Source organism: Actinomycetospora sp. TBRC 11914, assembly GCF_012933465.1.
GTDB lineage: Bacteria > Actinomycetota > Actinomycetes > Mycobacteriales > Pseudonocardiaceae > Actinomycetospora.
The window spans coordinates 137,688-159,494 of sequence record NZ_JABBND010000003.1 but is presented as its reverse complement, the minus strand read 5'-3'; the positions used below and the strand labels follow the sequence as shown (position 1 = coordinate 159,494).

Genomic DNA, 21,807 nt, shown 5'->3' with positions numbered 1-21,807 from the left:
CCTCAGCCCTGCGCGTGGGCCCAGAGCAGGAACGCCGCGGCGTCGTCGAGGTCGGTGAAGCCGGCGCCGAGCGCGTCGACGAGCAGGTCGTTCGAGCCGCAGGCGACCCGCCCGACGGTGTGCCGGGTGCGGTCCACCGCCGGGATCTCGACGCCGAGCACGGTGCGGGCGATGTCGCGCTTGCCCTCCCCGCCCGAGCCGCTGTCCACGCTGAGCAGCGGGAGGAACCGCTCGGGCCGGGCGACCGCGAGGACGTGCATGAGGACGGTCTCGCGTACCCCGCCCATCGCGTACGGCGAGCGCTGCTCGGCCAGCTCGGTGAAGCGGTCCTCCAGCGGTGGGTCGTCGCGACCGGCACCGTCCTCGTCCTCACCGCTCTCGCCGCGCAGCAGGTACTCCACGACGCCGCGGAATCGCTGCGAGGCGTCGCGGTCCCCGAGTCGGCGCCACTCCCGCGCGAACGAGGTGGTGTTGCCGGAGAGCGCGAGCACGTCGCTGGTGACGAAGTCCTTGAGCTGGCCCGGCTCGGTGTGGGGCAGGCCGGCGCGGCTGAACATCAGCTCGTGGAGCCGGCGGAAGTCCGCCGCGTAGGGATCGGGCCGCGGACGCTGCCGCGGCCAGGCCGCCTTGAGCGCGGCGAGGCGCTGCAGGTGCTCGGCGGGGACGTCGTCGAGGGTCGGGAACCGGACGACGACGGGCGGGGGCCCGGGCGCCGCGGCCGGGGGACGGGTGGTGCCGCCCGGCGAGCGGGGAGCGCTCGTGGTCCGCGCGCCGGACGAGCGGGGCGACCGCGCCGTCGAGGCGCGCGCCGGCTTCGCCGCGACCGCGCGCGGCGAGACCGGCTTGGCGCCCAGGAGCCAGTGGTGCCCGCACGCGGTGCAGCGCATCTCGTTGCGCCCGTCATCGGCCATCCCGACGTACTCCGCCGCGGCCTCTTCGCAGCTCGGACACGCCAGCGCCATCGCTCTCCTCCCGTCGCGGCGGCTGCCCCGCACTCAGGCGCGCAACCGCAGGCCCTTCGGGCTGTTGCGGAACCCGGCCTCGGCCAGCGCCTCGGCCAGCACCCCGTCGAGCGCCCCCGACCCGTCGGTCCGCTCCACCGAGAGCCCACCCAACCAGCCCTCGCGCACGGCCGCCGAAAGGGCCCCCGCCGCCTCGCCGAGCGTTTCGGGATCGTCGGTGAAGGAGAGCAGCGACCGCCCGCCGCGCTCGACGTAGATGGTCGGGACGCCGTCGGTCAGCACCACCAGCGCCCCCGCCTTGCGACCCGGGCGGTGGCCGGTCGTGCCGTCCTGCGCCGCGCGGGTGGCCGGCCAGTCGAGCGCGGCGCCCCACGGCTGGGCCGGGTCGGTCGCCGCGAGCACCAGCGCGCCCTGTCCCCGGGCGGAGGCGTCGTCGTCACGGGAGGTCGCGCGCAGCCGGTCGATCGCGCCGGGCACCGCGAACTGCGCCGCGCCCAGACCCTCGACGACGTAGCCGCGGCGGCAGCGCCCGGACTCCTCCATGGCCCGCAGCACCGGGTAGATGCCGGCGAACCCGCCGGTGACGCGCTCGGTCTCCAGCGCGCCGCGGGTGAGGACGCCGTGCCGTTCGAGGAACGACTCGGTGCGGGCCTGCGCCCGCCGGGTCGGGTCGGTCTCCCGCGGCGGCACGCGCGACCAGCGCCCGGCGGCCGTGGGCGGGCCGGTCCGCGACGGCATCTGCGGGCGGCCGACCCGGGCGTACCGGCCGCGTGACGGCGATCGGCGCCGCTGGTGGGCGGCCTTCGAGCGCCCGCCGCCGCCGGACACCAGCGAGCGCAGCGGCGCGAGGGTGTCGTTGGTGGCGTGCCCGGCCCACACCAGGTCCCAGAGCGCCTCGACGGTGGTGGGGTCGTCGGGGAGCGACTCGCCCGCCTCGCGGAGGAGCTGTCCGGCGCGGTCGGCGAGCTGGCGGAAGAACAGCGCCCCGCCGCCCTCGACCGGCCCGAGCGCCTCGAGCAGCGCCCGGTGCAGCGGCGAGTCCGCGAGCTCGTCCTCGGGGTCGGGCAGCATCAGGTCCGCCACGTCCGACGGCGCCACGGCGAGCCAGCCGTCACCGCCGGAGAGCGTGCCGCAGCCGGTCCAGGTCACCTCGCCGGCGCTGGTCAGCTCGTCCAGCAGCGCCGGTTGGTACCCGGGCAGCCGGGCCGGCAGCACCAGTGACTCCCACGCGCTCGCCGGGATGGGCGCCCCCGCGAGCTGTTCGACGACCCCGAGGACGTCGTCGGGCCCCGGGCTGCGCCGGCGCCGTCCGCCGATGCCGTGCCACGTCGGCAGGAACCGCCCCAGGGCCGCCGGCTCGACGGGCTCGACCTCGGCGCGCAGCCGCGCGAGCGAGCCCCGCCGGATGCGCCGCAGCACCTCGGCGTCGCAGAAGTCGACGCCGCCGGGAGCCTCGGGGGCGCCGTGGTCGCCGGGCAGCGGGGGCGCGTCGGCCGGGCGCAGCTCACCCCGGACCAGGCGGCCCGCGCCGGCCATCCGCTCGAGGACCGCGGTCACCACCGCGACCCCCAACCCGAAGCGGCGGGCCGCCGCCGCGGCCGGGAACGGGCCGCGGGTGCGGGCGTAGCGGGCGAGCAGGTCACCCAGGGGGTCGGCGACCGGCTCGGTGAACGCCTCGGGGACACCCACGGGCAGGCCCGCACCGAGGGCGTCGCGCAGCCGGCCGGCGTCCTCGATGGCCACCCACCGCGCCTCGCCGGCGATCTTCACCCGGATCGCCCGGCGGGCCGACTCCAGCTCGGCGAGCCACTCCTCGCGTGCGCCCCGCGCCGCGGCCTCCCCGGTGGTGAGGTCGCCGACGAAGCGCAGCAGGTCGGCGGTGCCCTCGGCGTCGCGCACGTGCCGCTCGGGGTCGGTGCGCTGCAGCCCGGCCTCGACCTCGCCGACGATCCCCGGGTCGAGCAGCTCCCGGATCGCCTCCGAGCCGAGCAGCTCCGCGAGCATCGTGGAGTCCAGCGAGAGCGCCGCCGCCCGCCGCTCGGCCAGCGGGGCGTCCATCTCGTAGAGGAACATCCCGACGTAGCCGAACATCAGCGTCCGCGCGAACGGCGAGGCCGCGGGCGTGGCCACGTCCACCACCTGCACGGCGCGCGACCGCACGTCGCGCATGAGCTCGACCAGCCCGGGCACGTCGTAGACGTCCTGCAGACACTCCCGGAACGTCTCCAGCACCACGGGGAACTGCTCGTACTTCGCGGCCACCGAGAGCAGCTGCGAGGCCCGCTGGCGCTGCTGCCACAGCGGGGTCCGCCGTGTCGGGTCGCGGCGGGGGAGCAGCAGCGACCGCGCGGCGCACTCCCGGAACCGGGCGGCGAAGAGCGCCGAGCCGCTCACCTCGGCGGTCACCAGCTGATCCACCTCGTCGGGGTCCAGCAGGACGTCCTCCGCGCCGGGCAGGATCTCCGCCCCGGCCTCGTCGAGGGTGTCGGGCAGGCGCAGCACGATGCCGTCGTCGGCCGACGCGGCGGAGACCTCCAGCCCCCGCTGCTCGCGGAACCGCGCCGCGATGGCCAGCGCCCACGGCGCGTTCACCTGCGCGCCGAAGGGCGAGTGCACCACGATCCGCCAGTCGCCCAGCTCGTCGCGGAAGCGCTCGACGACGATCGTGCGGTCGCTGGGGACGTGCCGGGTCGCCTCGCGCTGCTCGCCGAGGTAGGAGACGAGGTTGTCGACGGCCCACGCGTCGAGCCCCGCCGCCTCGGCCCGGGCGCGCGCCTCGGGCTCGTCGGCCGCGGCGACCTCCCGGACGAACGCGCCGAGCGCCCGGCCCAGCTCGAGCGGACGCCCCGGGGCGTCGCCCTTCCAGAACGGCATCCGGGCGGGGACCCCGGGCGCGGGCTCGGCGATGACCCGGTCGCGGGTGATGTCGAGGACCCGCCACGACGTCGAGCCCAGCAGGAACGTGTCGCCCGCGCGGGACTCGTAGACCATCTCCTCGTCGAGCTCGCCGACCCGCGAACCGCCCGTCCCGTTCTCGCCGGACCCCGGCGTCACGACGGTGTAGAGCCCGCGGTCGGGGATGGTGCCGCCGGAGGTGACGGCCAGGCGCTGGGCCCCGGGGCGGCCGGCGAGCTCGTCGGTGACGCGGTCCCAGGTGATGCGGGGCCGGAGCTCGCCGAAGTCCTCGCTGGGGTAGCGGCCGGCCAGCATGTCGAGCACCGAGGTCATCGCCGAGTCCGGCAGGCCGGAGAACGGGGCCGCGCGGCGGACGAGCGCGGTGAGGTCGGCCAGCGACCAGTTCTCCATCGCCGTCATGGCCACCACGTGCTGGGCGAGGACGTCGAGCGGGTTGCGCGGGTACCGCATCGCCTCGATGCGGCCGCCGGCCATGCGCTCGGCGACGACGGCGCACGAGACCAGGTCGCCCCGGTACTTCGGGAACACCACGCCCTCGGACACCGCGCCCACCTGATGACCCGCGCGCCCGACGCGCTGCAGCCCGCTGGCCACCGACGGCGGCGCCTCGACCTGCACCACGAGGTCGACCGCGCCCATGTCGATGCCGAGCTCGAGACTGGAGGTGGCCACGACGCAGGGGAGCTGCCCGGACTTCAGCGCCTCCTCGACGAGGGTGCGCTGGGTGCGGCTCATCGACCCGTGGTGGGCCCGGGCGACGATCACCTCGGCCGGCTCGGCCACCCCGGACTGGCCGACCGCCTCCGCCGGGAACGGCCCCACCCGCCCGATCACCGGGGCGAGCTCGTCGGCCTCGTCGTCCCGGCCGGACCCGTCGTCGTGGGGGCCTCCGTCGGTGTCGTCGTCGGGGTCGTCCCCGCCGCCGTCGAGGTCGACCGGAGCGCGCTCGGCCGCCTGCTGCGCGGCCCGCTCGGTGGCGAGCTCGTTGATTCGCGCGGTGAGCCGCTCGGCGAGACGCCGGGAGTTGGCGAAGACGATCGTCGAGCGATGGGACTCGACGAGGTCGAGGACCTTCTCCTGCACCGCGGGCCAGATCGAGGCCCGCTGGGCGGCGCCCGCCGCCGAGCCCTCGACCTCCTCCTCGACGCCGGGCCCGGAGGAGTTGTCGCCGGCGTCGAGGGCGCTCATGTCCTCGACGGGGACGACGACGCTGACCTGCACCGTCTTCGTCGAGTCCGGCTGCACCACGCGGACCGGGCGCCCCCCGGCGAGGAACGTCGAGACCTCGTCCACCGGGCGGACGGTCGCCGAGAGGCCGATGCGCTGCGCGGGCGCGTCGAGCAGCGCGTCCAGGCGCTCGAGGGAGAGCGCGAGGTGCGCGCCGCGCTTCGAGGCCAGCACGGCGTGCACCTCGTCGACGATCACCGTCTCCACCCCGCGCAACGACTCCCGCGCCGCCGAGGTGAGCAGCAGGAACAGCGACTCCGGGGTGGTGACGAGCACGTCGGGCGGCGTGCGCGCGAAGCTGCGGCGCTCGTCGGCCGGGGTGTCGCCGGTGCGGGAGGCGACGCGGATGTCCGGCTCGGGCAGCCCGAGGCGGTGGGTGGCCTGGCGCAGCCCGGCCAGCGGCGAGCGCAGGTTGCGCTGCACGTCGACGGTGAGCGCCTTCATCGGGGAGACGTAGAGGACGCGGCAGCGGCGCTGCGGCTCCTCGGGCACCGGCGCGGCGGCCAGCCGGTCGAGTGCCCACAGGAACGCGGCCAGCGTCTTCCCCGAGCCGGTGGGCGCGACGACGAGGGCGTGCTCCCCGTCGGCGACCGCGTCCCACGCCCCGGCCTGCGCGGCGGTAGGCGCCCCGAACGCGCCGGAGAACCAGTCGCGCGTGGCGGGGGAGAAGCGGTCGAGGACGTCCACACCCCCATGGTGCCCCGGGGGTCCGACAGTCACCCGTGGCCGGCGGCGGCGCCGCTCACCGGCGGCGCTGGGAGAACCACCACCGCAGCAGGACGACGAGGACCGCGACGAGGGCGATCACGCCCACGACGTCCCACAGCCACGCCGGACCCGTGGAGTGCAGGTCGACCTGGGCGACCACGGCGAGCAGCGGGTCCACCTCCGCCACGCTACCGACCCGGGCGCGTGATCGGTGGCGCCGTCGGTAGGGATGCCCGCCCCGGGGGCGGTCCCGTGGCGTGCCCGGCCCCGTCCCTACCCTCGGACGGGTGCGTCTGACCCACTTCCGGCAGCTGATGGCGGACGAGTTCGGCGCGGTGCGCGCCGGGTCGATCAGTCGCGACCACGTGTTCTCCGCGCTCGACGGCCGCACCGTCGAGCAGGCGCTCGAGGACGGCGAGGAGCCGCGGGAGGTCTGGCGGGCGGTCTGCGCCGAGTTCGAGGTCCCGGCCGAACGCCGGTGACCCCGAGCGCCGCTGACCGCACGACCACGATCCCCCGGCGTGTCCCCCTGGGGGGTCGAACACCTGTTCGTCTACTCTGGACGTCCGACGCGGTCGTCCACAGCGGCACCGACCGCCCGAGCAGTCCACAGCCGAACACCCACCGGCACCACGGTGTCGGACCCCCGGCCTAGCGTCCGCACCGAACCCGGACCACACGGCCGGACCCACCACCCGTCCCGAGGGGGAACCCCGAATGCCTCAGGCACCGGACCGCGACAAGGCGCTGGAGCTCGCGCTCGCGCAGATCGACAAGCAGTTCGGCAAGGGCTCGGTCATGCGGCTGGGCGACGAGGGCCGCGCGCCCGTCAGCGTCATCCCGACGGGCTCGATCGCCCTGGACGTCGCCCTCGGCGTGGGCGGCCTGCCCCGGGGCCGGGTCGTGGAGATCTACGGCCCGGAGTCGTCGGGGAAGACCACGGTGACGCTGCACGCGGTCGCCAACGCCCAGGCCCAGGGTGGGGTGGCGGCGTTCATCGACGCCGAGCACGCGCTCGACCCGGAGTACGCCAAGGCGCTCGGCGTCGACACCGACGCGCTGCTGGTCGCCCAGCCGGACACCGGCGAGCAGGCGCTCGAGATCATGGACATGCTGATCCGCTCGAACGCCCTGGACATCATCGTGGTCGACTCGGTGGCCGCGCTCGTGCCGCGCGCCGAGATCGAGGGCGACATGGGCGACAGCCACGTCGGCCTCCAGGCCCGGCTCATGAGCCAGGCGCTGCGCAAGATCACCGGTGCGCTGAACCACTCCGGCACCACGGCGATCTTCATCAACCAGCTGCGCGAGAAGGTCGGCGTGATGTTCGGGTCGCCGGAGACCACGACCGGTGGGCGCGCGCTGAAGTTCTACTCCTCGGTGCGCCTGGACATCCGCCGGATCGAGACGCTCAAGGACGGCACCGACGCGGTCGGGAACCGCACGCGCGTCAAGGTCGTGAAGAACAAGGTCGCGCCGCCGTTCAAGCAGGCCGAGTTCGACATGCTCTACGGCCACGGCATCTCCAAGGAGGGCTCGCTCATCGACGTGGGCGTCGAGCAGGGCATCGTCCGCAAGTCCGGTGCCTGGTACACCTACGACGGCGACCAGCTCGGCCAGGGCAAGGAGAACGCCCGGAAGTTCCTCAAGGAGAACCCGGACGTCGCCGGCGAGATCGAGAAGCGGATCAAGGAGAAGCTCGGCGTCGGCCCGCAGCTCGACGCCGACGAGACGACGCCGGCCCCGGTCGACTTCTGACGCGGTGGCGCAGCTCGGAGGAGGGCTCGGACGCCGGGCTCGGCGTCCCGCGCCCGAACCACCGGACGCCGACGGCCGCACCCGCGACGGCCGCCCCCGGGACCGGGAGGCGGACCCGCCCGCGGACCCCCAGTCGAAAGATCCACAGTCGGCGGCCCGCACGGTCTGCCTGAACCTGCTCACCACCCGGGCACGGACCCGCGCCGAGCTGTCGGCCGAGCTCGCGCGGCGCGGGTTCGACGACGCCGTGGCCGCCACCGTGCTCGACCGGCTGGTCGAGGTGCGGCTGCTCGACGACACCGCGTTCGCCGAGCAGTGGGTGGACTCCCGCCACCGGCACCGCGGCCTCGGTCGTCGCGCGCTGTCCCAGGAGCTGCGCCGCAAGGGCGTCGACGCCGAGACCGCGGACGAGGCGGTCGCCGGCCTCGACGCCGACGCCGAGCGGGACAAGGCCCGCGAGCTGGTCCGGCGCCGGCTGCCGTCCCTCGACCGGGTGGAGCCGCCGGCGGCGGCCCGCCGTCTCGTCGGGATGCTCGCCCGGAAGGGCTACGGCGCTGGGCTGTCCTACGAGGTCGTGCGCGCCGAGATGGCCGCACGCGGCGCCGAGCTCGACGAGGCCGACCCCGACCTCGAGGACGCCGATCCGGTGGCCGAGACCCACACCTGACCAGGGCGGACGCGCCTGACGACCCTCCGTGACGGGGATCACGACGCCGATCACCTGTGACCCGGACGACAGGCCACGACAGACCGTCGTAGTGTGCCTCGCACCACGCGGCCCGGCGCCGCGCGGGCCACACAGCCGTCCGCGGTCACCACCACGACCGCTCCGGCCGCGGCCGGGCACCGCGTGCCGGCCGGCTCCGTCGACGAGGACAGGTGCGAGTGACCACCACAGAGCGCGACCACGGCGCCAGCCCCCCGATCGCAGCGGGACGTGCCGACATCCGGGCACGCACCCTGCGGCGTGACCGCTGGTGGCTCCCGCCGCTGGCGAACGCGCTCGGCCTGGCGACGTTCGTCATCTACGCGACGATCCGGTCGTTCTGGGGCTCGGCGTACTACGTCCCGCAGTACCACTACCTGTCGCCGTTCTACTCGCCGTGCCTCTCCGCGAGCTGCGTGCCGGGCTCGAGCCACTTCGGCGCCGTCCTGCCCGCGTTCCCGCCGTGGATCCCGCTGGCGATCGTCTCGCTGCCGTTCCTGCTCGGCTTCCGCCTGACCTGCTACTACTACCGCAAGTCCTACTACCGGGCGTTCTGGTCGTCGCCGCCCGCGTGCGCGGTGGCCGAACCGCACTCGACCTACTCCGGCGAGACGCGGTTCCCGCTGATCCTGCAGAACGCCCACCGCTACTTCTTCTACGTCGCCTTCCTGATCTCGGTGATCAACACCTACGACATGGTGGTGGCGTTCCAGAGCGACGGGCCGAACGGTGCGCAGTTCGGGCTCGGCCTCGGCAACATCATCCTGACGATCAACGTGATCGGGCTCTGGCTCTACACGCTGTCGTGCCACTCCTGCCGCCACATCACCGGCGGGCGGCTCAAGCACTTCTCGCGGCACCCGGTGCGCTACCGCATCTGGACCACGCTCTCGAAGCTCAACACGCGGCACATGCTCTTCGCGTGGATCACGATCGGGACGCTGATCCTCACCGACTTCTACATCATGCTCGTCGCGAGCGGCACCATTCCCGACCCGAGGATCGTGAACTGATGGCCGAAGGAAACGGCCCGGCCGACACCGGTCAGACGCCCGAGATCACCCACCACACCTACGACGTCCTGGTCATCGGGGCGGGCGGCGCCGGACTGCGCGCCGCCATCGAGGCGCGGCTGCGGGGCAAGCGGGTCGCGATCATCTCGAAGTCGCTGTTCGGCAAGGCGCACACCGTCATGGCCGAGGGCGGGATCGCCGCGTCGATGGGCAACGCGAACCCCAACGACAACTGGCAGGTCCACTTCCGCGACACGATGCGCGGCGGGAAGTTCCTCAACAACTGGCGCATGGCCGAGCTGCACGCCAAGGAGGCGCCGCAGCGGGTGTGGGAGCTGGAGACCTACGGGGCGCTGTTCGACCGGACCCCCGACGGCAAGATCAGCCAGCGCAACTTCGGCGGGCACCAGTTCCCGCGGCTGGCGCACGTCGGCGACCGCACGGGCCTCGAGCTCATCCGCACGCTGCAGCAGAAGATCGTCTCGCTGCAGCAGGAGGACCACGCGCGGACCGGCGACTACGAGTCCGACCTCAAGGTCTTCCACGAGACCACGATCACCGAGCTGATCAAGGACGGGGAGCGGGTCGCCGGCGCCTTCGGCTACCACCGGTCCTCGGGCGAGCTGCTGTGCTTCCACAGTGCCGCGGTGATCCTCGCGACCGGCGGCGTCGGGAAGTCCTTCAAGGTCACCAGCAACTCGTGGGAGTACACCGGCGACGGGCACGCCCTCGCGCTGCGCGCCGGCGCGAAGCTGCTGAACATGGAGTTCGTCCAGTTCCACCCGACGGGCATGGTCTGGCCGCCCAGCGTGAAGGGCATCCTCGTCACGGAGTCGGTCCGCGGCGACGGCGGCGTCCTCAAGAACTCCGAGGGCGAGCGCTTCATGTTCAACTACATCCCCGAGGTCTTCCGCGAGCAGTACGCGACCAGCGAGGACGAGGGCGACCGCTGGTACACCGACGCCGACAACAACCGGCGCCCGCCGGAACTGCTGCCCCGCGACGAGGTCGCCCGCGCGATCAACAACGAGGTCAAGGAGGGCCGCGGCTCGCCGGCCGGCGGGGTGTACCTCGACGTGTCCAGCCGGATGCCGGCGGAGACGATCCGCAAGCGGCTGCCGTCGATGTACCACCAGTTCAAGGAGCTGGCCGACGTCGACATCACGGCCGGCCCGATGGAGGTCGGCCCGACCTGCCACTACGTGATGGGCGGGGTGGAGGTCGACCCGGACACCGCGGAGTCGGCGGTGCCGGGCCTGTTCGCCGCCGGCGAGGTCGCGGGCGGCATGCACGGCTCCAACCGGCTCGGCGGGAACTCGCTGTCGGACCTGCTGGTGTTCGGGTGCCGGGCGGGTGCCGGCGCCGCGGCGTACCTGGACGCCCTCGGCGCGGTGCCGTCGGTGTCCGACGCGGCCCTGGAGTCCGCGCGGGACGAGGTCGAGCGGCCGATCCGCAACTCGGGCGGCGAGAACGCCTACACCGTGCACCAGGAACTGCAGCAGACGATGAACGACCTCGTCGGCATCATCCGCAAGGCCGACGAGATGGAGCTGGCCCTCAAGAAGCTCGACGAGCTCAAGGACCGGGTCCCGCGGGTGGCCGTGGACGGGCGCCGCTCGTACAACCCGGGCTGGCACCTGGCCATGGACCTGCGCAACATGCTGCTGGTCAGCCAGTGCATCGCGATGGCCGCGCTCGAGCGCCAGGAGAGCCGCGGCGGGCACACCCGCGACGACTTCCCGACGATGGACGAGCAGTGGCGGCGCCAGCTGCTGGTGCTCTCGCTGCGCGACGAGGAAGTGGTGCTCGAGCACCAGGGGCAGCCGGCGATGCGCACTGACCTGTTCGACCTGTTCGAGTCCGACGAACTGAAGAAGTACTACACCGGCGACGAGCTGGGCGGTCACCGCTCGGACGCGCCCCGCGGCCAGCGCGCCGACCAGACCGAGGGCGGCCTCGGTGACGAGCAGCAGGCACAGGGACAGGGGACCTAGACGTGGGCTACCAGGCGCACTTCAAGGTGTGGCGCGGCGACGACACCGGCGGCGACCTCCAGGACTTCCAGGTGGAGGTGAACGAGGGCGAGGTCGTCCTCGACATCATCCACCGGCTGCAGGCCACCCAGGCCGGCGACATGGCGGTGCGGTGGAACTGCAAGGCCGGCAAGTGCGGGTCGTGCAGTGCCGAGATCAACGGCCGGCCGCGGCTGATGTGCATGACGCGGATGTCGACGTTCACCGAGGACGAGGTCGTGACGGTGACGCCGCTGCGCACGTTCCCGGTGATCCGGGACCTCGTCACCGACGTGGACTTCAACTACGTCAAGGCGCGCGAGATCGCCTCGTTCGCGCCGCCGGAGGACCTCGCGCCGGGCGAGTACCGGATGTCGCAGGTCGACGTGGAGCGCCCGCAGGAGTTCCGCAAGTGCATCGAGTGCTACCTGTGCCAGAACACCTGCCACGTGGTGCGTGACCACGAGGAGAACAAGGCGGAGTTCGCCGGGCCGCGCTACCTGATGCGGGTCGCGGAGCTCGACATGCACCCCCTCGACGTCCGGAACCGCAAGGAGGACGCGCAGGAGGACCACGGCCTCGGCTACTGCAACATCACCAAGTGCTGCACCGAGGTCTGCCCCGAGCACATCAAGATCACCGACAACTCCCTCATCCCGATGAAGGAGCGCGTGGTCGACCGCAAGTACGACCCGCTGGTCTGGCTCGGGCGCAAGATCTTCAAGCGTGAGGACCTCGAGCAGCGCGGCGCCACCGGCAAGCGCTCGCTCGACGAGGCCGGTCCCGAGAACGGGTCGCCGCTGCCGGCGGACTCGATCGGCCCCGTCGGGAGCTGACCCGCTCGACCCCCGGGGGCCACCACGCGAGCAGGCGTGGTGGCCCCCGGCGTCTGTCCGGGGCGCTCCGTCCCGGCAGGTCGCGCACCGCGGTCGTCGTGCCCGGGAGCCTCACCGGACCGGCCCAGCGGCGGATGTCGGGTGCCCCGTCGCGTGACCCTCGGTCATCGACAGCCTTCATGATCGGCACAGCAGGCGCACAGCGGGTGGGCCCATCGTTGCCCCATCGCCCGGGACGGACAGGTACCGGGCCCGGGTCCGCCCGGCGCGCACGCCGATCAGCACGGCCATGCGCGGAGGCCGCTGGTGTCGCAGCGGCGGTCCACCGAGGTCCCGGTCGCGCGTCCCTGCTGTCGCGCGCCGATGCGGTGGCCCCACGAGGCCGAAGGAGCCACCGCCGTGTCCCAGGAGTCGTTCGCCGGAGCACGTCCCGCCACCGCCCTGCTCGACCGCGACCCGCGCCCCGACGCGGTCGCGACGCCGCGCCCGGACCAGGGCGCCCCCGACGGCGGGCGGCCCCCGTCCCGGCCGGAGCGCCCGGAGCAGCACGTCCGGGACGAGCACGGCCGCCCGTCCGAGCGGCCGCAGGAGCACCGCGAGCGCGACGGCCACGGCCGTCACCACCGCACCGAGCACCACCGCGCCGACGAGCACCACGGATGGGCCGGGCCCGTCCCGAGCGCCGTGCACCGGTCCGGACCGCAGCACCCGACGACGGTGCGCCATGCGGCGGACGAGCACCGCACCCTGCGGGCCGACGGCCACTCGGCCTGGAGCCCCCGCGTCGACGAGCACCGGAGCGAGCAGCACCGGGCCGACGAGCACCGGGGTGAGCAGCACCGGGGCGAGCAGCACCGGGCCGACGAGCACCGGGGTAAGCAGCACCGGGGCGAGCAGCACCGCACCGACCAGCACCGCACCGACTCGTCGCACGCATCCGCCGCGCACGGCGGGTGGGCGGGGGCGCCGCAGCACGACCTCGGCGGCTCCGGCGCACACCACGACCCCGCCCAGCGCGTCTCCACCACGCACGACCTCGGCCACCAGGGCTCCTCCTGGACGCGACCCGGCACCACCTCGGGCCACGGCGACGTCCGGCACGACGGGACCTCCGCCGGCCAGGGCTCCCTCGGTCAGTGGAGCTTCGGACAGGGCAGCGCCACGCCCCTCACCACCAGCCCGACGACGACGCCGGCCGCCGCCACCTCGCTCTCCTCGGCCGCCGGCGCCGGTGAGCGCGCCGTCGTGCAGAACACCGCCGCGAACGGGGCCGCGGCCTCGTCGGCCGCCGCGGTCGCGGTCACGCCCGTGGACGCCCGCTCCCACTCGGCCGCCTCGCAGCCGCTGACCCACACCGTCACGCACGCCGCGACCACCGCGACCACGGCGTCGTCCGGCAGCACCCACACCACCACCACGACCCACACGACCGGCGCCCCCCAGGCCGACTTCGGCGCCGCCACGACCACGACCGCCGCCGGCACCGCCACCACCGCCCCGGGCGCCGCCGCCACGACGACCACGACCGGCAGCACGACCGGCACCACCGCCCACACGGCGACGCCGACGACCGGCGGCACGACCACGACCGGCGGCACGACCACGGCCACGGCCTCGACCGACCACACCGCGACCTCGGCCACCGGGTCCGCCGCGACCCAGGCCGGCACGACGACCGCCACGGGCACCACGTCCACCGACCACACCGCCGCCACGACGTCGTCCGCCACCCACGCGGCGTCGACGACCACCACGTCCACCGCCCACACGACGGCGACGGCCCAGGCCACGCCGACCACCCACACCACGGCACCCGCCGCGACCACCACGGCGACCACGGGCACCGAGAGCTCGACGAGCACCAGCCTCTCGAGCGGTCTCACCAGCCACGACACGACGGCCGTGACGACCACCGACGCGACCCACCACACGACCACCGACCACACCCACCTCGTCGGCCACTGACCGGCGCGACGCGAGTACGAGGGAGGACACCGTGTCCGTGCTGCCCTGGACCCCGATCCTCGGGAGCGCCGAGCTGGTGGGACTGCTCGAGCGGACCGACCGGATGGCCGCGCTGGCCGGCCGGACGGACCTGGTCGAGCGGCTCGCGCTGGCCCGGTCGTGGATGACCGGACGGCCACTTCGGGTCGGGGTCTGCGGCCGCCCGGACGCCGAGGGCACCGCCCGGACGAGGGCCCTCGTCGAGGCGGTGCGCGGGGTTTCGGCCGCGTGGCTGCCGGGGGCGTCGTTCGGCGACGTCCCCGGCCGGCACGGCCAGGACCGTCGGCCGCTGACCGAGCAAGTCGACGTGGTCCTCTTCGTCACCGACGCCCGCGCCGGGTACGGGCCGGGCGAGCTCGCGGCGCTCACGCGGCTGCGCGCCCAGGACGTCGCCGTGGTCGGCGTGCTCGCCGACCACGACGCCTGCGAGGACCTCACCCTGGTGCTGCAGGCCGATCGCCGGGCGCTGCGCTCGGCCGGGATCGACGACCCGCCGATCCCGCTGCTGCCGGTGTCGGCGGCACAGTGCGAGCGCGGGCGGCGCCACGACGACCGGTCCGCGCTCATCGCCTCGGGGATCCCGCAGCTGCTCGAGGTCCTGCGCGACCGGGTCGACACGGCGATGGCGCCCCGGCTGCGTGCGGCCGTGCTCGCCGAGGTGCACGGCGCGCTCGACCAGCTCGCGGCCGCCTTCACCGCCGAGCTCGACCGTCTGCCCCGCGGTGCCTCCTCGCCGGCCGAGCGGCAGCGGCGAGCGATCGCCGAGCTGGACCGCTGCCAGCAGTTGTCCGCGAACTGGCAGATCGCGCTCTCCGACGGCATGGCCGAGCTGGGCGCCCAGGCCGACTTCGACCTGCGCCAGCGGTTGCGTGAGGTGCTCGCCTTCGCCGACGCCGAAATCCTCTCCGGCCGCGCGCTCAAGGACTGGGCGGGCTTCGACGCCGCGGTCCGGGCGCGGGTCGAGGAGGCCGTCCGCGGCGATCACGCGATGGTCCGGGAGCGCGCGACGGCACTCGCGAAGACGGTCGCCCGGGCGCTCGCCGGGACCGCCGACGGGGCGACGGTCGGGGTCACCCGGCCCCGCATCGTCCTCACCGACCCCGACGCGACGACGCTGCTGCCGGCCGCCGCCATGGACGTCCCAGGCACCGGCGGCGGCGTCGTCTCCCGCGCCGTCAACAGCCTGCGGGGCTCGTACGGCGGCATCCTGATGGTCGGGGTGCTGACCAGCCTCGCGGGTCTGAGCCTGATCAGCGTCTACTCGGTGGGCGCCGGCGTCCTGCTGGGGGTGTTCACCTACGTCGAGGACCGGAAGAACATCCGCGAGCGCCGGATGGCGGAGGGTCGCGCCACGGCCGCGAAGCTCCTCGACGAGGCCAACTTCCGGGCCGGCGACCACCAGCGGGCCCAGCTTCGCGCCGTCCACCGGACGTTGCGCGACCACTTCACCGCGATCAACGACGAGCGCCTGCGGGCCGCGGCCGAGGCGGTGCGGGTGGCCGGCGAGGGCGGCGGGGGGAGTCCCGCCGACCACGAGCGCGTCGCCGAGCTCGAGGCTCACCTCGCCGACCTGGACGACCTCCGGCGCCGCGCCGGGCGCGAGTCGCCGCAGCTCGCCGCGTCCTGACCGAGCACCGGTCGTCGTGAGTGTGGCTTTCCGGACGCTCGATGTCTGCGATGCGACACCGCTGACAGCGCCGGTGTCCCCTCACCGCGGAGGCCCGCTGACCCCCACCTGGTCCCAGAAGGCGGCGTTGGCCTCCCGGTCGCGGTCGTAGGTGTCCATCCGGATCCAGCGGCCGTCGCGCACCTCGATGACGTAGACGGCCCGGTTGTCGAACACGGCGTCGCCGCGGCGCCCGGTCTCGTGGACGAGCATGACCAGGTGGTCGTCGTCGCCGAAGATGCCCAGCGGCCGCTGCGCCCACGTGCCCTCGAAGAACTCCGCCCAGCCCGCCAGGAACCCGAGGAACGCGTCCCGGCCCTCGACGAGGTGCCGGTCGCCGGCGCCGTTGTCGTGGTTGACCACGACGAAGTCCTCGGTCATCAGCGCCTCGCTCGGTCCGACGTCGCCCTCGCCGAGGGCGGCGAAGGCCTCGAGGAGCGCGGTGACGTTCGGGTGCTCGGTGACGGTGGTGCTCATGGTGTTCCCCCTCGGTGCGGACGATCCGGTCGGGAACGCTAGGGAGCGCGCGGGCGGACAACCTCTGCCGAACGGCAGACGGAGTCCCGCCGCCGGGTCGGTGCACGTCGAGCGCCTACCCTGGGCTGCGATGAGCGCAGCAGGGCGCACCTTCGCGATCCGCACGCACGGGTGCCAGATGAACGTGCACGACTCCGAGCGTCTCGCCGGGGTGCTCGTCGAGGCCGGGTGGGAGCCCGCGCCGTCCGGCGCCGCGCCCGAGGACGCCGACCTGGTGGTGTTCAACACCTGCGCGGTCCGCGAGAACGCCGACAACAAGCTCTACGGCCAGCTCGGCCGACTCGCCCCGATCAAGGCGGCCCGGCCCGACCAGCAGATCGCGGTCGGCGGGTGCCTCGCCCAGAAGGACCGCGACACGGTCACGACGCGGGCTCCCTGGGTCGATGTCGTGTTCGGCACCCACAACGTCGGGTCGCTCCCCGCCCTGCTCGAGCGGGCGCGGCACAACGGCGAGGCGCAGGTCGAGATCCTCGAGTCGCTCGAGACGTTCCCGTCGCACCTGCCGGCCCGGCGCGAGTCCGCCTACTCGGGCTGGGTGTCGATCTCGGTCGGCTGCAACAACACCTGCACGTTCTGCATCGTCCCGTCGCTGCGCGGCAAGGAGGTCGACCGGCGGCCGGGGGAGATCCTCGGCGAGGTCGAGGCGCTGGTGGCCGAGGGCGTGCTCGAGGTGACGCTGCTGGGCCAGAACGTCAACGCCTACGGGGTCGGCTTCACCGACCGGGCCACCGGCCGCACCGCGTTCGCCGACCTGCTGCGCGCCTGCGGCGACGTCGAGGGGCTCGAGCGGGTCCGCTTCACGAGCCCACACCCGCGTGACTTCACCTCCGATGTCATCACCGCCATGACCGAGACCCCCACCGTCTGCCCGCAGCTGCACATGCCGCTGCAGTCCGGGTCGGACCGGGTCCTGAAGGCGATGCGGCGGTCGTACCGGGCGCGCCGCTACCTGGAGATCGTCGACGAGGTCCGTGGGGCCATGCCCGACGCGGCGCTGACCACCGACATCATCGTCGGCTTCCCCGGCGAGACCGAGGAGGACTTCCAGGGCACCCTCGACGTCGTCGGGAGGTCGCGGTTCTCGCAGGCCTTCACCTTCCAGTACTCGCCGCGCCCGGGGACGCCGGCCGCCTCCCTGCCCGACCAGGTGCCCAAGGCCGTCGTGCAGGACCGCTACGACCGGCTGGTGGCGCTGCAGGAGGAGATGTCGCTGGCGGGCAACCGGGAGCAGGTCGGCCGGGAGCTCGAACTGCTCGTCGCCACCGGCGAGGGCCGCAAGGACACCGCGACCCGCCGCATGAGCGGGCGTGCCCGCGACGGCCGCCTGGTCCACTTCACGCCGACCGGCCCCGCCCTCGACGGCGTGGTGCGGCCCGGCGACGTCGTCACCGTCCGCGCCACCTACGGGGCGCCGCACCACGTGGTCGCCGACGGCGACGTCCTGGCGCACCGCCGCACCCGGGCCGGCGACGCGCACGAGGCCGGGACGCGCCCGACGACGCCGCGCGTCACCCTGGGCCTGCCGTCCCTCGGGCGTCCGGAGCCGCTCCCGGTGTCGACCGGGTGCGGGGTGGGGAGCCCGAGCGCATGACCCGCCCGAACCCGTTCGACGAGCCCGCCGGCCCCGTCGAGGCGGCCGAGCCGCAGCGCCCGTCCATCTCCCGCGAGGTCGACTTCGGCCCCAAGGTGCTCGTCGCCGCGGTCGCCGTGCTCGTGCTGCTGGTGGCCGTGATCTTCCGCTGGACCGCCGACGGCGCCACCGGCTGGGAGGTCGTCTCGGGGATCCCCGGGGTCACCAAGCTGCCGCGGCTGTTCTCGATCCTCGCCCTGGTCTTCGGCGTCGGCTTCTCGGTCGCGTCGGTGCTCACCCGGCGCTGGGTGGTCGTCTTCGCGACGGCGGCCGGGTGCTGCGTCACGTCGGTGACGGGGCTGTGGGCGGTCTGGTCGCAGAACACGGTGCCGGGCCACGGCCCCGGGTTCGGGCTGGTCCTGGCGCTGATCGCGATGATCGTGCTCGCCGGTCGCTGGGCCACCTGGGCGCTCTCGCGCGACTGACGTCCGGCCTCCGGCCCCGCGCGAGGCTCGTCCACCGTTGACGGATCGTTGAACGATCCTTACGTTGGACGAACTTCGCCGCGCAGGGAGGCCCGTCGTGACCGACGCCCCGAAGGACCCCACCCCGCCCGAGGCCGACACGGGCACCGGCACGGACACCGACACGCACGCCGACACGGACACCGACACCCGGCGCCCGGTCGTCTCGGTGAAGCGCTCGGTCGCCGTCGCCGGCGCGATGTTCCTCATGGCCATGTCCGCGGCCGGACCGGGCTTCATCTCGCAGACCGGCACGTTCACCGCCAAGTACGGCCCGTCGTTCGCTGCGGCAATCGTCGCCAGCGTCCTCATCGACCTCGCGATCCAGCTGAACGTCTGGCGGGTCATCGGCCTGTCCGGGATGCGCGCCCAGGACCTCGCGAACCGCGTGCTGCCGTGGTCGGGGCACGTGCTGGCGTTCCTCGTCGTGATCGGCGGGCTGGTCTTCGGCATCGGCAACATCAGCGCGGCCGGCCTGGGGCTGCACGACGCCACTGGCCTCGACCTCCGCCTCGGTGCAGTGATCAGCGCCGTGCTCGCGATCCTGGTCTTCAACTACCGGGCGCTCGAGGGCACGGTGGACCGCGCCGTGATCGTGCTGGGCGTCCTCAAGATCGCGCTCATCGCGGTCGTCGCCGTAGTCACGGCGCCGCCGGTCGACGAGGCCGCGCTGCGCACCGTCGCGCCGGTCGGCCTGGACCTGCTGCCGGTGCTCACCCTCATCGGCGGCACCGTCGGGGGCTACATCACCTACGCCGGGGCACACCGGCTCATCGAGTCCGGCACCACGGGGCCCGAGAACCTGCGCACCATCAGCCGCGGCTCGGTCAACGGCATCCTCGTGACCGGGGTGCTGCGCGTGCTGCTCTTCCTCGGGATCCTCGGCGCGGTGGCGGCGGGCGCCCAGCTCTCGAAGGCCGACCCCGCCGGGTCGGCCTTCGCGTTCGCGCTCGGGCCCGTCGGGCTGCGCCTGTTCGGCGTCGTGCTCTGGACAGCCGGCATGACGAGCACCATCGGCGCCTCGTTCACCTCCGCGTCGTTCCTGCGCACGCTCGTGCCGGTGGTCGACCGCCGCTTCAACCTGACGATCTCGGTGTTCATCACGATCTGCACGATCGTGTTCCTCGCGGTGGGCCAGGCACCCTCGGCCCTGCTCGTCTTCGCCGGGGCGTTCAACGGGCTGATCCTGCCGGTCGGTCTGGCGCTCCTGCTCTGGATCGCGTGGCGGCGCCGCGACCTGCTCGGCGGGACCCGCCAGCCGGTGGTGCTGCTGCTGCTCGGGGTGGCCGCGCTCGCGTTCACCGTCTACGCCGGGGTGGTGTCGGTGGCCGCGATCCCCTCGATCTTCCGGTGAGCCCGGCCGGGGCCAAGATGGGCGCCGTGACCCGCACCCTGCGGCCCTGCGGCGACACCGGGCTGCTCGTCGAGCTGGAGACCCTCACCGACGTGCTGGGCCTGCACGCCGCGCTGGCCGCGGACCCGCCCGACGGTGTCGTCGACCTCGTGCCGGCGGCGCGCACCGTGCTGCTGCGCGTCCGCTCGGCCGCCGACCTGCCCGCCGTCGTAGAGGAGGTGCGGCACCGCGAGCCGGCGTCGTCGAGCGTGCGGGAGGCCGGCGGCGAGGTCACCGAGATCGCGGTGACCTACGACGGCGAGGACCTCGACGACGTGGCCGCCCACACCGGCCTGACCCGCGACGAGGTGATCGAGGCGCACACCGGCCGGGTGTGGACGGTGGCGTTCGCCGGCTTCACCCCCGGCTTCGGCTACCTCGCGCCCGAGGACGGCGACGCGCGGCTGCACGTGCCCCGGCGGTCGTCGTCGCGCACCCGCGTCCCGGCCGGGGCGGTCGGGCTGGCGGGGGAGTTCAGCGGGATCTACCCGCGGGAGTCGCCCGGGGGCTGGCAGCTCATCGGGCGCACCGACGCCGTGCTGTGGGACCTCGACCGCGACCCGCCCGCCGTCCTCGTGCCCGGCGCCCGCATCCGGTTCCGCGCCGCATGAGCGGGTGGCTGACGGTCACCGCGCCCGGCCCGCTGTGCACGGTGCAGGACGTGACCGGGCGGCCGGGCCGCGCCGACCTCGGCGTCGGGGTCTCCGGGGCGGCCGACCGCGCGGCGCTGCGGCGGGCCAACCGGCTCGTCGGCAACGACGAGGCCGCGGCGGGTCTCGAGGTGACCTTCGGAGGCCTGGGGTTCCGGGTGACGACGACGAGCGTGGTGGCGCTGACGGGCGCGCCGGTCCCGGTCACGGTCGGGGAGCGGCCCGGCGACCTGCACCGGGCCGTCGTCGTGCCCGCCGGGGCGGAGGTACGGCTGGGGACACCGCCGAGCGGCCTGCGGACCTACGTCGCCGTGCGCGGCGGGCTCGCGGTGGACCCGGTGCTGGGCAGCCGGGCCACCGACACCGTGGCCGGCCTCGGTCCGCCGGTCCTCGGGGCGGGTGCGGAGCTGCCGGTGGGGGTGCCGCCGTCGTCGCCGGTGCCGTCGGTCGACGTCGCCCCGGAGGCCGGGCTCGCGGGGGAGGTCGTGCTCGGGGTGGTGCCGGGCCCGCGCGACGACTGGTTCACCGACGCGGCCCTCGCGACCTTCCTGCGCACCGCGTGGACGGTGACCGAGGACGCCAACCGCGTCGGGTTCCGGCTCGACGGCCCCGAGCTCGCCCGCACGGCCGAGCGCGAGGGCGCCGAGCTGCCCAGCGAAGGGGTGATCCGGGGGAGCGTGCAGGTCCCGCCGTCCGGGCGCCCGACGGTGTTCCTCGCCGACCACCCGGTGACCGGGGGCTACCCCGTGATCGGTGTGGTGCTCGACGCCGACACCGACCGCGCGGGGCAGGCCCGGCCGGGGTCGACGGTGCGGTTCCGGCGGGTGGGGCTGTCAGCGGTGTCGCATCGCAGACGCTGAACGTCCGAAAAGCCACACCCATCCCGGGCACGATGGCTTGGTGGTCGACCACCCGATCCTGCGCCAGACCGTGTTCGACGCCGTGGACGCTCGCGGGCTCGCGGAGTTCTACCGCCGCCTGCTGGGCCTGCGCTACCGGGCTGGTGACGAGCCGCCGGCCCCCGGCGAGCCCGACCCGCGGGCGGCCGAGTGGCTCGCGCTGCGGGACGCGCAGGGCCGCCCGCTGCTCGCGTTCCAGCCGGTCGCGACGCTGCCCCCGGTGACCTGGCCCGACGGCGAGCAGCCGCAGCGGATGCACCTCGACCTCACCGTGCCCACCACCGACGACCTCGAGCGGCAGCACCGTCGCGCGCTCGAGCTCGGCGCGCAGCTGGTGCTCGACGCCTCCGCCGACCCGGAGGAGCCGCTCTACGTCTACAAGGACCCCTCCGGGCACCCGTTCTGCATCTTCGTGGCCGCCTGACG

The 21,807-nt window shown here is 74.5% G+C and carries 19 protein-coding genes; 13 read left to right on the top strand and 6 right to left on the bottom strand.

Annotation, left to right across the window (positions count from 1 at the left end; translation table 11 throughout):
• Positions 1-2: 2 nt before the first annotated feature.
• Genes HH311_RS08885 through HH311_RS08875 form a run of 3 tightly spaced genes read right to left on the bottom strand, consistent with a single transcriptional unit; the run spans position 3 to position 5,991 of the window.
• Positions 3-962: a hypothetical protein gene (locus HH311_RS08885; protein ID WP_169183266.1), complete on the bottom strand. Its 960-nt coding sequence runs from the start codon at positions 960-962 to the stop codon at positions 3-5.
• Between the two features lie 33 nt (positions 963-995).
• The gene (locus tag HH311_RS08880; RefSeq protein ID WP_169183265.1) at positions 996-5,792 is read right to left on the bottom strand and encodes a DEAD/DEAH box helicase; all 4,797 of its coding nucleotides are present in this window, start codon (positions 5,790-5,792) and stop codon (positions 996-998) included.
• Positions 5,793-5,847: 55 nt separating this feature from the next.
• Positions 5,848-5,991 carry a hypothetical protein gene (locus tag HH311_RS08875; protein WP_169183264.1) on the bottom strand — a complete coding sequence of 48 codons (144 nt, stop codon included), beginning with the start codon at positions 5,989-5,991 and terminating at the stop codon, positions 5,848-5,850.
• A gap of 109 nt (positions 5,992-6,100) precedes the next feature.
• On the opposite strand from HH311_RS08875, the gene HH311_RS08870 reads away from it, so the two are divergent.
• The 6 genes from HH311_RS08870 to HH311_RS08845 all read left to right on the top strand — a co-directional run bounded on the left by HH311_RS08870 (position 6,101) and on the right by HH311_RS08845 (position 12,138).
• Positions 6,101-6,295, top strand: a complete 195-nt coding sequence (locus HH311_RS08870) for a DUF3046 domain-containing protein (protein ID WP_169183263.1) — start codon at positions 6,101-6,103, stop codon at positions 6,293-6,295.
• 235 nt (positions 6,296-6,530) lie between these two features.
• Positions 6,531-7,571, top strand: coding sequence for a recombinase RecA (gene recA / locus HH311_RS08865; protein ID WP_169183262.1), 1,041 nt, complete (start codon positions 6,531-6,533; stop codon positions 7,569-7,571).
• 4 nt (positions 7,572-7,575) lie between these two features.
• On the top strand, positions 7,576-8,238 hold the full coding sequence (locus HH311_RS08860; RefSeq protein WP_169183261.1) for a regulatory protein RecX: 663 nt from the start codon (positions 7,576-7,578) through the stop codon (positions 8,236-8,238).
• Positions 8,239-8,456: 218 nt separating this feature from the next.
• Positions 8,457-9,290 (top strand): hypothetical protein, encoded by an 834-nt coding sequence (locus tag HH311_RS08855; RefSeq protein ID WP_169183260.1) that lies wholly within the window; start codon positions 8,457-8,459, stop codon positions 9,288-9,290.
• Positions 9,290-11,284 carry a fumarate reductase/succinate dehydrogenase flavoprotein subunit gene (locus HH311_RS08850; protein WP_169183259.1) on the top strand — a complete coding sequence of 665 codons (1,995 nt, stop codon included), beginning with the start codon at positions 9,290-9,292 and terminating at the stop codon, positions 11,282-11,284. The genes HH311_RS08855 and HH311_RS08850 overlap by 1 nt, the downstream gene beginning before the upstream one ends.
• 2 nt (positions 11,285-11,286) lie before the next feature.
• A complete protein-coding gene (locus HH311_RS08845) occupies positions 11,287-12,138 on the top strand; it encodes a succinate dehydrogenase/fumarate reductase iron-sulfur subunit (RefSeq protein WP_169183258.1) in 852 nt (283 codons plus the stop codon).
• A gap of 177 nt (positions 12,139-12,315) precedes the next feature.
• On the opposite strand, the gene HH311_RS08840 is transcribed toward HH311_RS08845, so the two are convergent.
• Positions 12,316-13,182 (bottom strand): hypothetical protein, encoded by an 867-nt coding sequence (locus HH311_RS08840; RefSeq protein ID WP_169183257.1) that lies wholly within the window; start codon positions 13,180-13,182, stop codon positions 12,316-12,318.
• A gap of 89 nt (positions 13,183-13,271) precedes the next feature.
• Positions 13,272-14,075, bottom strand: coding sequence for a hypothetical protein (locus HH311_RS08835; protein ID WP_169183256.1), 804 nt, complete (start codon positions 14,073-14,075; stop codon positions 13,272-13,274).
• A 59-nt stretch (positions 14,076-14,134) separates the two neighbouring features.
• Here HH311_RS08835 and HH311_RS08830 point away from each other — a divergent pair, with 59 nt between their 5' ends.
• On the top strand, positions 14,135-15,769 hold the full coding sequence (locus HH311_RS08830; RefSeq protein WP_169183255.1) for a hypothetical protein: 1,635 nt from the start codon (positions 14,135-14,137) through the stop codon (positions 15,767-15,769).
• A gap of 81 nt (positions 15,770-15,850) precedes the next feature.
• On the opposite strand, the gene HH311_RS08825 is transcribed toward HH311_RS08830, so the two are convergent.
• The gene (locus tag HH311_RS08825; protein WP_169183254.1) at positions 15,851-16,285 is read right to left on the bottom strand and encodes a nuclear transport factor 2 family protein; all 435 of its coding nucleotides are present in this window, start codon (positions 16,283-16,285) and stop codon (positions 15,851-15,853) included.
• 130 nt (positions 16,286-16,415) lie between these two features.
• Here HH311_RS08825 and miaB point away from each other — a divergent pair, with 130 nt between their 5' ends.
• The 6 genes from miaB (at position 16,416) to HH311_RS08795 (ending at position 21,805) form a co-directional block, all read left to right on the top strand.
• A complete protein-coding gene (miaB, locus tag HH311_RS08820; protein WP_169183253.1) occupies positions 16,416-17,936 on the top strand; it encodes a tRNA (N6-isopentenyl adenosine(37)-C2)-methylthiotransferase MiaB in 1,521 nt (506 codons plus the stop codon).
• Positions 17,933-18,400: a hypothetical protein gene (locus tag HH311_RS08815; RefSeq protein WP_169183252.1), complete on the top strand. Its 468-nt coding sequence runs from the start codon at positions 17,933-17,935 to the stop codon at positions 18,398-18,400. Before miaB ends, HH311_RS08815 begins: the two co-directional genes overlap by 4 nt.
• A 97-nt stretch (positions 18,401-18,497) precedes the next feature.
• Positions 18,498-19,793, top strand: a complete 1,296-nt coding sequence (locus HH311_RS08810) for a divalent metal cation transporter (RefSeq protein WP_312030025.1) — start codon at positions 18,498-18,500, stop codon at positions 19,791-19,793.
• A gap of 26 nt (positions 19,794-19,819) precedes the next feature.
• Positions 19,820-20,443: an allophanate hydrolase subunit 1 gene (locus HH311_RS08805; RefSeq protein ID WP_312030024.1), complete on the top strand. Its 624-nt coding sequence runs from the start codon at positions 19,820-19,822 to the stop codon at positions 20,441-20,443.
• On the top strand, positions 20,440-21,342 hold the full coding sequence (locus HH311_RS08800; protein ID WP_169183251.1) for a biotin-dependent carboxyltransferase family protein: 903 nt from the start codon (positions 20,440-20,442) through the stop codon (positions 21,340-21,342). Before HH311_RS08805 ends, HH311_RS08800 begins: the two co-directional genes overlap by 4 nt.
• Positions 21,343-21,382: 40 nt before the next feature.
• Positions 21,383-21,805 carry a VOC family protein gene (locus tag HH311_RS08795; RefSeq protein WP_169183250.1) on the top strand — a complete coding sequence of 141 codons (423 nt, stop codon included), beginning with the start codon at positions 21,383-21,385 and terminating at the stop codon, positions 21,803-21,805.
• Positions 21,806-21,807 lie beyond the last annotated feature (2 nt).

What these genes read in the sequence shown, in the direction of transcription:
- miaB (WP_169183253.1), top strand. Translation starts at nt 16,416, where the DNA reads ATGAGCGCAGCAGGGCGCACCTTCGCGATCCGCACGCACGGGTGCCAG.
- HH311_RS08885 (WP_169183266.1), bottom strand. Translation starts at nt 962, where the DNA reads ATGGCGCTGGCGTGTCCGAGCTGCGAAGAGGCCGCGGCGGAGTACGTC.
- HH311_RS08815 (WP_169183252.1), top strand. Translation starts at nt 17,933, where the DNA reads ATGACCCGCCCGAACCCGTTCGACGAGCCCGCCGGCCCCGTCGAGGCG.
- HH311_RS08800 (WP_169183251.1), top strand. Translation starts at nt 20,440, where the DNA reads ATGAGCGGGTGGCTGACGGTCACCGCGCCCGGCCCGCTGTGCACGGTG.
- recA (WP_169183262.1), top strand. Translation starts at nt 6,531, where the DNA reads ATGCCTCAGGCACCGGACCGCGACAAGGCGCTGGAGCTCGCGCTCGCG.
- HH311_RS08825 (WP_169183254.1), bottom strand. Translation starts at nt 16,285, where the DNA reads ATGAGCACCACCGTCACCGAGCACCCGAACGTCACCGCGCTCCTCGAG.
- HH311_RS08850 (WP_169183259.1), top strand. Translation starts at nt 9,290, where the DNA reads ATGGCCGAAGGAAACGGCCCGGCCGACACCGGTCAGACGCCCGAGATC.